This is a genomic window from Moraxella nasibovis (assembly GCF_029581575.1).
In the GTDB taxonomy this organism is placed as follows: Bacteria; Pseudomonadota; Gammaproteobacteria; order Pseudomonadales; family Moraxellaceae; genus Moraxella; species Moraxella nasibovis.
The window spans coordinates 1-14544 of the sequence record NZ_CP089975.1 but is presented as its reverse complement, the minus strand read 5'-3'; the positions used below and the strand labels follow the sequence as shown (position 1 = coordinate 14544).

The window sequence follows — 14544 nt, the reverse complement described above, 5'->3', positions numbered from 1 at the left end:
ATTCCGTCAATTTTGTTGATTTTTGATGGTGGTTAATGCCGATTTTACCTGTGCCACCGTGATGGGTGTCAGCATATTCTCCAAATTTTTCCAAATCGCATGATAACCAAAATCACCCTGCTTCATTTCACGCTTCGCTTCATCAATAGACCAGTTTTGATAAATGATGCGATACATGGCAATGATGATGCCTGTGCGATCAGCACCGTGATAACAATGAACCAGCACCGCACCATCTTGCTGAGCTTGCTCAACCGCATAAAGCACCCAAGCGATTTCTTGCGGACGCACTCTCCATGTCAATAACGGCGTATTCACCAAATTCACGGACGCATCATCAAAGACCACCTTATCATCGTTGCGATCAAAATAACGCAGATTGATGATGGTGCGTATGTTATTGTCATGAACCGTCTGCTTGTCATCATCAATCAGCTGTTCACTGCGGTATAATTTATCATCAACCTGATAAAAATTGGCTGACTTATCTACCAACACCGCCCAATGCGGCTGATGATTTGATGGTGATTGATGAATGGCACAACCACACAATGTCGCCACCATCAGCCCAGAGCATATCCATTGATATTTCATTGTCATCTTACACAAAACTTAAAACACAAACCGAAATTATAGCAAATATCAAGAATGACGGTTGGGTAATTTTTAACTTTTATCACCATCGACCCAAGAAAAAATGACGCATTGGGTTTGATTTGCTGATTTTAGGACAAAAGAACTGATTTTTTACTCGCTTTTTTGCCAGATTTACCAAGTCTTTTCACCATATTCACACACCAACATCGCCACAGATGATGACTTATCACAGCAGTGTTTCACATGAAACACCTCAAGCTCAAAAAACCAAGGTGGTCCTAACCACACACTCACCATTTCTTATCCCATGACGGTAGATTGACAAAGATATTTAACATCTGTTATCATATAATAATCATTTTTATTAACAAGGACATCGTATGAAATTCAAACAAGGCATCATCGCAGCAACACTAAGTATTGGACTACTCATAGGCTCAAACCCAGCATTGGCAAACACACCAAACGACAGCTCACTCATCAAGTTGGCACAAGTAACCGATTTACAACAAAGCTTTCAAGACAGCATGAAACACAGCTTCATCAGTGCATTTGCACAAGGCGTACTAAATTCGCCTGTGTTTAGAAGTTTGCCGATGGACAAGCGGGCACAAGCAGAAGTGCTGGCACAGACCTTTGGCGAGCAGGTTTGGGACGAGTTGGATACCGATCTTTTAACCCAACAGACCACCGAAAATTTCATGTTGATTACCAAAAAACACTACAGCCAACAAGAGGTAGATGCGATGGTTAAATTCTACCAAACACCTGTCGGCAAAAGCATTGTCGCCAAGCAATCTGTTGTGATGAACGAATTGCTTGATAAAACTCTGGCGGACTTTTCCAACAATCATCAGTTTAATCAAGAAGTTGAACAGGCAACGAAAAAGCATTCGCCAATGTTTGAATCACAGTTGCAAGATCTTTTAAGATAGTCATAAAAAATCCCATTCAAAACGAATGGGATTTTTTAAGCAGGTAAATATCATTCCCACTCAATCGTCGCAGGTGGTTTAGAGCTGACATCATACACCACGCGAGAGACATCGGCGATTTCGTTCATAATGCGAGTTGAGATTTTATCCACCAGTTCGTATGGCAAATGGGCAAAACGAGCCGTCATAAAGTCCACTGTTTCAACAGCACGCAAGGCAATCACCCACGCATAACGGCGACCGTCTCCGACCACGCCCACCGACTTGACAGGTTGGAATACAGCAAAGGCTTGGGCGGTCTTATCATACCAACCAGACGAACGAAGTTCTTGCATAAAAATATCGTCCGCCAGTCGCAGAATATCAGCATATTCTTTTTTCACTTCGCCCAAAATACGCACGCCAAGACCCGGCCCTGGGAACGGGTGGCGATAAATCATATGAGCAGGAATGCCCAGTGCCACGCCAAGTTTACGCACTTCGTCTTTGAATAAATCACGGAGTGGCTCAACGAGTTCAAACGCCAAATCTTCAGGCAAACCGCCCACATTGTGGTGTGATTTGATCACATGAGCCTTGCCATGTTTAGACTTAGCAGACTCGATGACATCAGGGTAAATCGTACCTTGTGCCAAAAATTTAATGCCGTCTAGCTTACGGGCTTCCTCACTGAATACTTCAATAAATTCTCGTCCGATGATTTTGCGTTTGGCTTCTGGGTCGGTTGCGCCTGCAAGTGCTGATAAGAAACGATTTTCAGCGTCCGCACGAATCACACGAATGCCCATATTCTCGGCAAACATTTTCATCACTTGGTCGCCTTCGTTGAGACGCAGTAAACCATTATCCACAAATACGCAGGTTAATTTATCGCCAATCGCACGGTGTAATAATGCCGCCACAACCGATGAATCCACGCCACCAGATAAGCCGAGCAGGACTTGATTGTCGCCAATTTGTTCTTGTAATTGTTTAATGCGAAGTTCAATAATGTTATCCGAATTCCACGCATTGCCACAGCCACAAATGCCGTGGACGAAGTTAGAAATCAAGGTTTCGCCTTTTTCTGAGTGGGTAACTTCTGGGTGAAACTGCACGCCATAGAATTTACGATTTTCGTCTGATGCGGACGCAAACGGACAGCTTGGTGTGCTAGAAGTAACAACAAAACCCTCTGCCAACTTAGACACTTTGTCGCCATGACTCATCCAAACTTGCGATTGGTTTTGTTCGTCTTGCATATCGGCAAGTAGCTTATCTTGTGCTACGATGTCGATTTTTGCATAGCCAAACTCTTTGACATCGCCTGCAATCACTTCACCGCCTAATTGAGCAGTCATCGCCTGAAAACCATAGCAAATGCCCAAAACTGGCACGCCAAGCTCAAACACCGCTTGCGGGATTTTTGGGCTGTTATCCGCATACACGCTCTCTGGACCGCCAGACAGGATAATGCCTTTTGGGGCGAATGCACGAATTTCATCATCGCTTGCGTCATAGGCGTACATCTCGCTGTACACGCCTGCCTCACGCACACGGCGAGCGATGAGCTGGCTGTATTGCGAGCCAAAGTCTAGGATAAGGATACGGTCTTGGGTGATGTTAGCAGTCATCTTTTGTCCTTTTTTATCAAAACATTATGGGGGTATTTTAGCATTTTTTGATTATGTTAGGTTAAGAATTTGCATTGAAATGAATAAAAATATGACAATGATGACGTGGTTTAATTTGGTTAGCTATGATAAAATAATCATTTGGATTTACAATGCAAAACAAATAATTCAAAGGAAATAAAAAATGACTGAATCTGCAGAGATTTATAGTTTTTCTGATATTGCAGATCAAGAATGGAGCGACGAACAGATATTGGATTTTTTAAAAGAAATCTGGGGATATGATAAAACCAATGAATTAATCGTATGCGGTCAAGTTACAAAAATTTCCACAGAGCATTCTTCTTTTTGGGTTATTGAAAGTTTCTACCATATAGATACCATGGAAAGACTACTATATCCCATTCGCGCTAATAAAAACACAAAACAAACCATTTTTGTCGGTACTCATATAAATGGGCAAAGAGTTCATCTGTTAAATAAAGAATGGGTTAAAGCTGCAGTGGACTTAGCTCCTTATTCCGAAAGGGAGCGTCACAACAACCCTTTTGAATTAGCTGCCACGGATATTTCTCCACTCAAAGAACTCCCTAAACCCATTGAAATAGAAGTCTTTGGGAAGAATGCCACTCGATTAATCGAAGCACAGTGGTACAATCTATTGTACAAAAAGAGCAAAAAAAGAATTGAGGATGTATTAGAAGATAAAAAAACTCAAATCTCTCAAAAAAGAGAAGAACTTGCCGACATGTTAAATCAATTAACTCAAACTCAAAATACCATACTGGAGAGCGATAAGCAAATTTCCGAGTATCAACACACTATAGACAATTTAAAGCAACAAAGACTCACTTTAAGCAATGATTTGGAAGCATATAAACAGGAGGTCTTCGGCAAAATGAAGCAACTTAGCCAATTTGTAGAACAACAAGCTCGCTTTCTAAAAACACTTGATTTAATTGATGAAGATACATATCAGCAATTTATCGGAGGCGCCCTCGCAACTCCAGATTTAAATGCGGATACATACTCTTTTTCATCTAATTTTAACAATTTAAATGAAGCCATTGCCTTTATTCAAGCTCATTTATATCAAAAAGGCATTATTTACTCTAGAAAAACCTTAGAAGATTTTTTTGCACTTATCAATACGCATGATTTAATTATTTTAGCTGGTGATTCAGGTTCTGGTAAAACAAATTTGGTAAAGTCTTTTGCTAAAGCGGTTGGCGGAAAATCGGTAATTATTCCAGTAAAACCTAATTGGACGAGTGCCGAAGATTTATTAGGTTATTATAATCCATTAGAACAAAAATATTTGGTTACGCCATTTTTGCAAGCAATTTTTGATGCAATCAAAAATCCTAATGTTCCTTATTTTATTTGTTTGGACGAAATGAATTTGGCTAGGGTAGAATATTATTTTGCAGATTTTTTAAGTTTAATGGAAGAACGCTCATCAGAGCCTTTAATTCATTTATATTCAGATGCCGAATCCAATCAAGTGGTCAATGAAATTAAAATGTTTTTATCCATTATCAGTGATGCAATTGACGATAAAGATAAAAACATTCAAGAGTTTGTGGATTTATTAAAAGATGAAAAAATCAACCAACAATTACACGATACTTGTGGATTTAAAGAAGGTGATTCCTTACTAAAATATCACGCTTATTTAAGACGATTATTAAATAGCTATTTAAATACCCCGTCATCTGTTAAATTACCTGCCAATGTGCGAATTATTGGGGCGATTAATGTTGATGAAACCACTCACTATCTTTCACCAAAAATATTAGATAGAGCTCATATTATGCGTTTTTCTAGTCCTTTATTGTTAGATTGGGACGAAATAGAAAACGAAATTCAATCCTTTGATTTGGATATAAATTTACCTATTGTTTTTAATATTGATGAATTGGGAGCTCGTCAAAATTATCCTAATTTTGATAAAAATGACGAACTGGTAGAAATATTGGTTTATTTGGCAAAAAATTATTTAAATCCAATGGGGATTGAATTTGGATTAAGAACCATTCGTCAAGCTCAAAATTACGCTCAAATTTTGCAACAATTTGATTACGATAAGGACTTTATTCTAAATAATATTGTAATTCATAAAGTTTTACCAAAACTGATATTTGATGGCGAAAAGCAAGTGAAAGATTTGAGCAAATTAGATATCTTAAAAAATATGCGTGATTATTTAACCAATCAAATAGAATACGATGCAGAATGTATTTTTGAGTTGGATCAAATGATTGACTATGCAACCAAAAATGACTCGGTGGTGAATTATTGGGCGAGATAATGAATAATAGCTTTCCTGTTGAAATTCGCTATCTAAAAATATACTGGCACTCCAACAAAGAAGTTGCCAGCATGGAGATTGCTGACAACTGCCAAGAAATTGAATTTGAAAATGGTAATTTTACAGCTCACACCAGCACTTTTGCAGGCATTAATATTTATGTTGGTTTCAAATTTTTGGAAGAGATAAATCATACACCCTACATTGTCATTAATGATTTTAGCCACCAAAATCTTATTCCAATTAAAAAACCTGCTTCCGATGAAGTATGGTGGATACAATCTCATCAATGGGATAATAAAAATCACCGATATTTAAGTGACTTACAACGCACGGCTGGTGTGGTTGAGCTTGTTTTTAATCAGCAAAAACTACTATTGTCTAATGATACACACGAATTTTCTGTAAGTGAATTAGAGCACTATTTATCTGACTTTAAAAGCGATTTATGGTTTTTGATTTTAGATAATGACAGTATCTCAAAATCGAATATTCAAAAATCCAAAGTTTCCTTTATGGATAATGAGTTAATTGGTCTGTATCGTGAGCTTTTGGATAATGTCCAACAAATTACTCAAAATCCCAATATGTTTTTGTCAGAACATCAAATCAAAAAAGCCAAAAAGCAAGTCAAACCCGTTACCAAAACATTTAGAGAAATTATTACTAATCCGAATGCCAAATTATTAACCAGTCGTAGTTTTTATGAAAGTTATGACACGCCAGAAAATCGCTATATTCATTTTTGTTTAAAAAGAATAAAATTATTGCTTAATGTTTTTGACAATATTTCTGAAAAGCAAAATAATCTTTGCCAATCGCAAATTGCACAAAATCAAAAAATCATTGATTATTGCAATAAGACCAAAACCAAGAAGATTAACAAAGAGGTTTATTTTCAAGAAATTGAGACGATGAAATCTCAATTACAATCTTATCATGATTTTTGTGGATACATTTGCAACCATTGGCAAAATTTTACCCACTTACAAATAAATCCAATAAATCAGATAACCATCGAGTTTGGAGAGTATGCTGAATATTATGATGGTTATTTTGTAACAAGATTGGATGGATATAGCAAAGAGCAACTAAAACAGCAATATAATATTGACTATGTGGTTATATCATTTCATCAAGATATTTTAGATTACATAAAAAACAACAATCTTAATTTAAATTATTTATCCCTATCACTGACAGGGGAGTTTTTCGTCTCTTGCTATAAAAATAATAATGGAAAAACCTATTATCAAATTTTTATCAGTCTTATAGATACGGCAATTTTTAATAATGAAAATAATACCATTACCAACTTAAGAAATACCATTATCAACCAAGAGCAAAAATATACCCAGTATGAGCAAAATGATTGGATAGAACCCTTAAACCAAACTGAATTATCAGAGCTAAACAAGGAAAAAGAAATTGCTGAGAGAAAAATTCATTTTTTATCTGAGCAAGCAGAGATTAGCCGTAAAATCGATGATAAATTACCCATATTAAAACAAAAAGTTAAAAAATTATTAAAATTTTTTGATAGTCATAGAATCAAAACTCAGTCCCATTGTCCCAACTCAATGGTATTTATTCAAAATCCAATTTATAGCAAACACAATCAATTATTTAAAAAGATTAATGATTACCAAGGTGTTTCGGGCAATATTCTTGAAAATTTGCTAGAAATAGAGCAGATTGGCTTGGTCAATATTGCTAACCTGTATGAAAAATGGTGCTTACTACAAATCATTAAAGTTTTAACCAAAAATTATCATTATAAATTAAGTGACAATTGGCAAGAATGTTTGATTCAATCGGTGTTAAATAAAAAACACAACATTAAATTTGTTTTAGAAAATGATAACATACAAAGAAAAATTGTCTTAACTTATGAAAAAGAATTGCCAAATGGGAGGCGACCTGATTTTGTGATTGACTTATATACCAAAACCTACCAGCAAGATAATAATGGAGGTTGGCTTGTTGGTGATGAAGTATTTCAGGAAAGATTAGTGCTTGATGCCAAATTTAAAAGTCAAATTAATGAAAATAAAATAAATCAGTTGGTCGATGAACTGTATGTGAATAAAAATTACAGCGAGAGTAATAAAAACCCTGTATTTATTTTGCAACCCAATTCAAATATTATCAATCATAGAACTTCACCTTTGGGCTGGGGAAATTTCTGCGATTATGGACAAAGCAATAAAACCAAACATAAAAAAGGGCATATTTTTCTCAGCCCCTCATTAAAATATCCACATACTATAGATAACTTACAAAGATTATTTGGGTATTTTTTTCAAAAAAATATGGTTTATCTGTCTTGTAATTCAACGAATTATAATTGGGTAAATATTGGTTGTACTTCTTGTGGCGGTGCATTGATTATTCAAAAAACTTTCACCAGAGGTGGAAAAGCAAGGCTTTCAATAGCTTGTCCTCATTGCAAGCAATTAACCATACAAACTGTCTGCTATCAATGTGGCGAAAAGTTATTCAAAAATGGTCTGAAATGGACATACCACCGCACACGAGCAGAACAAGTATCCAATGTGGTTTGTTATGAATGCGAGAGTTTTTTATAGTAAATCACAATCAACAAACCGAATGATTAATACCGTTCGGTTTGTTTGCGTACCATCCTAAGCATCAATATCCGCATTCAAGGCGTTTTCTTCAATAAAGATACGGCGGGGTTCTACTTCATCGCCCATTAGGCAATTAAACAAGTGATCAGCAGCGATAGCATCTTCAATGGTGATTTTAAGCATACGGCGATTCTCTGGATCCATCGTGGTCTCCCAAAGCTGATCGGCATTCATCTCACCCAAGCCCTTATAACGCTGAATGGTCATGCCTCGGCGAGCGTCCGTCATCATATAATGCCACAGATGATGAAAATCTTTAATCGCCAAATCTTTCTCGCCACGACGCAAGAACGCATCATCGCTAAGCACCACATTCCACTCGCCAGACAGACGGTGCAAGCGTGCGTACTCAGACGAATTTAAAAACACCGCATCCAGCGTATAATACTGTGGCAAACGATGTACAAATACCGTCACTCGTGGCAGCCATTGCTGTTTGGCAGTGTCATCAGAGCCCGTCGTCTCAATCAGCTCCACCTGTGGCGACAGCTTGTCGGCGATTTGATTTAGCTTGGTCTGTAGTTCATCAGCCCACGCCGTCATGCCTGCTTTGTCATTGAAATTGACAGCAAATTTTGGCATAAAGGTCAATGCATCAAGCAGCTCGGCTGGATATTTGTTTTGTAGGCGAGCTTTGATGACTTGCGATTGGTTATAATCATTGAGCAATTTTTCAAGTGCCACGCCCGTTACCGCAGGCGTATCTTTGCTCAAAAACAGCTGATTTTCATCAATCGTTGATGACAACAGATAAGACTTCAACGCCTCGTCATCTTTTAAATACAGTTCATGCTTGCCTTTTTTGACTTTATAAAGTGGCGGCTGGGCAATGTAAATATGACCTCGCTCAATCAGCTCTGGCATTTGACGGAAAAAGAAAGTAAGCAGTAGCGTGCGAATGTGCGAGCCATCGACATCAGCGTCCGTCATGATGATGATTTTATGATAGCGAAGTTTATCAGCATTATATTCATCAGCACCGATACCCGTACCCAATGCGGTAATCAGCGTACCCACTTCGGCAGATGAGAGCATTTTGTCAAATCTGGCACGCTCCACATTCAAAATCTTACCCTTCAATGGCAAAATCGCCTGCATTTTGCGGTTACGACCCTGCTTGGCACTACCACCTGCCGAGTCACCCTCCACGATGTACAGCTCAGACAACGCCGGGTCTTTTTCTTGGCAATCGGCAAGTTTACCAGGCAAACCTGCAATATCTAGCGAAGTCTTGCGACGAGTCATTTCTCGTGCCTTACGAGCCGCCTCACGGGCACGAGCTGCGTCAATGATTTTGCCTGCAATCGCCTTAGCAGCGGCTGGATTTTCCAGTAGATATTCGCTTAGGCGTTCGTGCATGGTCGTCTCAACGGCAGATTTTACCTCGCTGGAGACGAGCTTGTCTTTGGTCTGCGAGCTAAATTTAGGGTCTGGCACTTTTACCGAAACAATCGCCACCAAGCCCTCTCGTGCGTCATCGCCTGTTACCTGCACTTTTTCTTTTTTGCCGATATTTTCGCTTTCCATGTAGTGATTTAGACAGCGAGTCAATGCTGAGCGAAAGCCCGACAAGTGCGTACCGCCGTCCTTTTGCGGAATGTTATTGGTAAAGCACAGCACTTTTTCGTTGTAGCTGTCCGACCATTGCAAGGCGACTTCCACGCCAATGCCGTCCGCCCCTTGTGCGGTAAAATGAAAAATGTCGTTTAAGGTTTGCTTGCCTTCGTTGATGAAATTGACAAACTCGGACAGACCGCCTTTATGCTCAAAAACCTGTGTCTTATCGTCTCGTTCATCAGTCAGCACGATACGCACGCCAGAGTTCAAAAAGGACAATTCACGCAGACGCTTAGCAAGAATGTCATAATCAAAAATCGTACCACTAAAAATCTCGCCACTTGGGTAGAATCGCACCTGCGTGCCAGTCTTGGTGGTCGGTTCGACTTGTTTTAAATCAAAATCAGGCACGCCATCGGTGTAGTCTTGGGTGTGTAGATGGCCATCACGCCAGATGTTTAGGGTGAGTTTTTTGGACAAAGCATTGACCACCGACACGCCCACGCCATGCAGACCGCCAGAAACCTTATAAGAATTATCATCAAACTTACCGCCTGCGTGCAGTACCGTCATGATGACCTGAGCGGCAGACACACCCTCCTCTGGGTGGATATCCACAGGAATGCCACGACCATTATCCATGACCGACACCGACTCATCTTCATGAATGACGATGTTAATCTCATCACAATGACCTGCCAGCGCCTCATCAATGGCATTATCCACCACCTCAAAGACCATGTGGTGCAAGCCTGTGCCATCGTCCGTATCGCCAATGTACATGCCTGGGCGAACACGCACCGCCTCCAAGCCTCGCAAAACTCGGATGTTTTTTGAGCTGTATTCGCTGTTTTGAGTATTTAAAAGCTCGTCATTCTGCGTCTGCTCGGTCATAAAAATTCCTTAAATCTCACGCCAATCATCATGGGCAAAAGCCATCACACAAGGCGTAATCAATTGTCAAAATATTACGCCCATTATAGCATTTTTTCCAAAAAAAGTCATGAAAAAGTCGTGCATTTGTCATGACAATCCGCCAGCACGCTCATGCAGACGACAACGCTCATTCGCCAGAGTTTTCTTGCTTTTTTATCACACCATGTTCCACATGAAACAATGAAAACTGCTCTTCATCTTTCCCAAGCTGTGCCATCTTGTCTTGTACTTGCTTGGCGGTCGCCTCTTGCAGGCTTGTGATAAAAAGCTGACAAGGCAAATCCAGCACCGTATCTAGCAGTACGCCCACCGCCCTTTGATCAAGCTCAGCATCCACATCATCAATCAGCACCACAGGCTTGATGTCGTGCAAATGCTCACAAATCAGCTGCAACTGCGACAGTTTGAGTGCGGTGATGAGCAGCTTTTTCTCGCCACGAGACAGCACATTGACCGCCTGCTCTTTGAGCCTGTCGCCCTGCTCGCTGGTGTTTTTTAGGGTAATGACGACATCAGCACGATGAGCTCCTATGCGTGTATAGCCAAGCTCTCTGTCTTGGTGTAGGCGACTTTTTAGCGTCTCAAATAAGCCTGCCTGCACATCAAAACCTGCCTGATAAGACAGCTGTAATTGCCCTTCATAATCAGGCAGTAGCCGAGCAACCATCGCCCCAAAAAAGCCCTGCCAACGCCCAAACACCGCTTGGCGACACTCATGCAAAGCCTGAGCAGACACCGACAGCTCACGATCCCACGCCACAAGCTCCGCTGTCGGCAGATGGGCGGATTTTAATAAAGCATTACGCTGTTTTAAAAGCCTTTGATAAGACAGCCAAGTTGGATAAAATCGTGTTTCCACATGAAACGCCAGCCAGTCAAGCAGCTGTCTGCGACTGGCACTACCCTCCTCCAATACAGACATACCCGTCGGATCAATGAGCAAAGTTGGCAATAAAAAAGACAACGCACTTTGGCTATGGACGGTGGTTTGATTGACTTTTAATAAGGTGCTGGCAAGACCTGCCGAGTCTAGCTGTTTTTGAATGGCGATGGTTTTTTGATGATCAATGCACGCCCACACCGCACAGCTTTTGGCGTGGTGCTGAATGTAGCGTTTTGGCTCGTGATGGCGAAAACTTTTGCCACGAGAAAGCAAAAACACCGCCTCCAACAGCGATGTTTTGCCACTGCCATTTTTGCCGACAATCACATTACACTGGGTGACAGACAGCGACGCTTGGCTTAAATTTCTCAAAGCATGAATGCGTAACTCATGAATCATGACGGCACACGGTTGGGTGCTTAGACACGCATTGGCATGACGACATACTGATGATTCATCTCATCGCCCACTTGATAAATCAAAGCAGGCTTGACGGCCTCGGTCATCTCAATGCGAATGTCGCCATCAAGCACACGCAGTACCGCACGCAAATACGCCTCATTGAATGACACTTCCAATGGCTCGCCTTGGTAGCTGACCGCCAGATTCTCTTCGGCGGCATCTTGCTCACGGTTATTGACACTCACCTTGACGGTGTCCGCTTGGGCAAAATGAAACAGCACACCCGGTGCATCTTTACTCACCAAAATGGACAGGCGGCGCAGCACCTCACCCATCTCTTCTTTGTTAAAAACCGCCACTTTATCATGACCTGACGGCAGCACACGACGATAATCAGGGAACCTACCCTCGATCAGGCGCGCCACCATACCCACCTGCATACCACGATACTCACTGTCGTCACTGAACGCCAGCGATACTTGCATAAATTCCTCATCAAAGCCAAGCGACACAGGCTCATCTTGGCTATTTTTGGCAATCTCACCAAGCAGACGCTCAAGCTCGCCCACTGCCTTACCCGGCATGATCACACGGCGCTCATCGTAGCTTGACTCCAAAGCTCGGTGCGCCACCGCCAGACGGTGCCCATCTGTCGCCACGGCGGTCAATTTATCGCCATTGATTTCAAAAAGCATTCCAGTCAGATAATGACGCACATCTTGGGTCGCCATCGCAAAGCGAGTGTGGCTGATCAGATCAAACAGCGTCGTACGCAAAATCTGCAACCAAGTGTTGATGTTTGGCGCACCAATACTTGGGAAATCTTGGGCTGGCAGGGTTTTTAGAGTGTACTTTGCCTTACCTCCCACGACCAAACAGCGGCTTTCATTGGCATCCAGCGACACCATCTCATCAGACAAGGTCTTACAAATAACAAACAGCTTTTCGGCAGGCAAAGTCGTCTCGCCCGCCTCAACGCACGCCCCTGCTGGCAAATTGACCGTGGCAGTAAGCTCCACCTCCAAATCAGATGCCACCAGCGTCAAGACATCTTGCGTCAAGACAAATTTGATATTCGCCAAAATAGGACCGATGCGGTGGTGCTTGTCGGCAGCTTTAGCAACTAGGCTAATGGCATTGATTAAAATGTCACGATTGATGGTTAATTTCATTGTCATTTTTTCCTAAAAAATTTTGCTTATGGTACTTATTTTTGGGCGCAAACACAAGTCATCTTTCAAGTCATTTAAGGCGATTTTTGGCAAACTCAGCCATCACACCGTCACTCAAATTCTAAGGTTGCTTTTAACGCCTGATAGGCTTTTTCCACCTTAATGTCCTCAGCTCTTAGCTCCTCGATCGCCTTGCAGGCATGCATGACGGTGGTGTGATCTCGCCCACCAAAAAACTGTCCGATCTCAGGAAAGCTGTCTTGGGTCAGCTCACGGATGAGCGCCATCGCCATCTGGCGGGGTCTGGCGATGTTTCTGGCACGCTTTTTACCCATCAGATCTTTGGCAGACACACCATAATACTGCGCCACAAGGTCTCGGATGTTGTCTGCATTGACCGCGCGAGCACGCGCCTCCACATGATCTTTGATGGCATGGCGCACCAAAGACAGCGTCACAGGCTCGCCAGACATGGCGTGATTGGCGTGCACCTGATTGAGCGCCCCTTCCAGTCGGCGCACATCTGGGGCGACATTTTGGGCGATGAACAGCGCACATTCCTTGGGCAGCTCCATATTCAAGACGCTCGCCTTTTTCTCCAAAATCTGCACTCGCATGTCGATGTCTGGCGGCTCAATCAGCAAATTAAGCCCACCTGAAAACCGAGACTTAAAGCGCTCATCAAAATTATTCAGCTGCGTGGGCTGTCTGTCAGACGCCAAGATGATGCGATGTTTTTTATTTTTGCTAAATTCACTAAAAATCGTCAAAAGCACATCGGCGACTTTTGGGGCGTTTTTGGCATTGATCAGATGAATGTCATCGATGATGAGCAGGTCTGCTTTGCAGATTTTTTTGACCAACTGATCGACTTTTTGATCACGAAACGCATCTTTGGTAATGCGAAAAAAATGGTCTTTGGTTAGGCAGCAAAACTTCAAGCCCGCCTTTTGGTAGCGGTGCGCCACAGCGTGCATCAGGTGCGTCTTACCAAGCCCTGATGAGCCATACAAAAACACCAAAGGGTAAAGGCTGTCACCCGCCTTTTTACCCAAATCATAACAAGCATTATAAGCAAAAGCATTCGACTTACCCTTGACAAAAGCATCAAAAGTATAATGCTCTTCAATCTGCTCGCTTTCCTCAATCTGCGTACCAACCTTGCTTTTTTTGGTAGGTTTATCACTTTTGATTGGCGTCTCAGGTACTTGTGCCACCGCCAAACGCACACCCTGTACGCTGGCAGGGGCGTGTTTTTGCACCAGTCGCTCAATCAGCTCGATGTACTCTTCGTTGATGCGATTGATGAAATATTGGTTGATGGCTGACAGCACCAACACACCACCCTCAATGCTTGGCTTTAATGGCGACAACCAACGCAAAAAATCCGCCTCCGAAACCTCAAAGGACAGCTCTTTTAGGCATTGCTGCCAAAAATCAAGCGAAGGGGCGGTATCAGTCATCGCCGCCTCATCAAATAATGACAT

The 14544-nt window shown here is 41.7% G+C and carries 9 protein-coding genes; 3 read left to right on the top strand and 6 right to left on the bottom strand.

The genetic code is table 11. The features are described from left to right. Positions 1-6: 6 nt before the first annotated feature. Positions 7-594, bottom strand: coding sequence for a phosphatase domain-containing putative toxin (locus LU290_RS00045; protein ID WP_277808555.1), 588 nt, complete (start codon positions 592-594; stop codon positions 7-9). A gap of 383 nt (positions 595-977) precedes the next feature. Between LU290_RS00045 and LU290_RS00040 the strand changes: the two genes are divergently transcribed. After that, the gene (locus LU290_RS00040) at positions 978-1532 is read left to right on the top strand and encodes a DUF2059 domain-containing protein (protein ID WP_277808554.1); all 555 of its coding nucleotides are present in this window, start codon (positions 978-980) and stop codon (positions 1530-1532) included. 50 nt (positions 1533-1582) lie between these two features. Here the strand turns inward: LU290_RS00040 and guaA are convergent, their stop codons facing one another. Then, entirely contained in the window at positions 1583-3145 is a 1563-nt protein-coding gene (guaA, locus tag LU290_RS00035) for a glutamine-hydrolyzing GMP synthase (protein ID WP_277808553.1), read from the bottom strand. Between the two features lie 184 nt (positions 3146-3329). On the opposite strand from guaA, the gene LU290_RS00030 reads away from it, so the two are divergent. Both LU290_RS00030 and LU290_RS00025 read left to right on the top strand, forming a co-directional pair. Next, positions 3330-5456, top strand: coding sequence for an McrB family protein (locus LU290_RS00030; protein WP_277808552.1), 2127 nt, complete (start codon positions 3330-3332; stop codon positions 5454-5456). Next, a complete protein-coding gene (locus LU290_RS00025) occupies positions 5456-8044 on the top strand; it encodes a DUF2357 domain-containing protein (protein WP_277808551.1) in 2589 nt (862 codons plus the stop codon). Before LU290_RS00030 ends, LU290_RS00025 begins: the two co-directional genes overlap by 1 nt. Before the next feature lie 57 nt (positions 8045-8101). On the opposite strand, the gene gyrB is transcribed toward LU290_RS00025, so the two are convergent. The 4 genes from gyrB to dnaA all read right to left on the bottom strand — a co-directional run bounded on the left by gyrB (position 8102) and on the right by dnaA (position 14544). Beyond that, on the bottom strand, positions 8102-10558 hold the full coding sequence (gene gyrB, locus LU290_RS00020; protein ID WP_277808550.1) for a DNA topoisomerase (ATP-hydrolyzing) subunit B: 2457 nt from the start codon (positions 10556-10558) through the stop codon (positions 8102-8104). A 169-nt stretch (positions 10559-10727) separates the two neighbouring features. Continuing rightward, positions 10728-11882: a DNA replication/repair protein RecF gene (gene recF, locus LU290_RS00015; RefSeq protein WP_277808549.1), complete on the bottom strand. Its 1155-nt coding sequence runs from the start codon at positions 11880-11882 to the stop codon at positions 10728-10730. A gap of 20 nt (positions 11883-11902) precedes the next feature. Beyond that, positions 11903-13057, bottom strand: coding sequence for a DNA polymerase III subunit beta (gene dnaN, locus LU290_RS00010; protein ID WP_277808548.1), 1155 nt, complete (start codon positions 13055-13057; stop codon positions 11903-11905). Between the two features lie 110 nt (positions 13058-13167). Beyond that, a complete protein-coding gene (gene dnaA / locus LU290_RS00005; RefSeq protein ID WP_277808547.1) occupies positions 13168-14544 on the bottom strand; it encodes a chromosomal replication initiator protein DnaA in 1377 nt (458 codons plus the stop codon).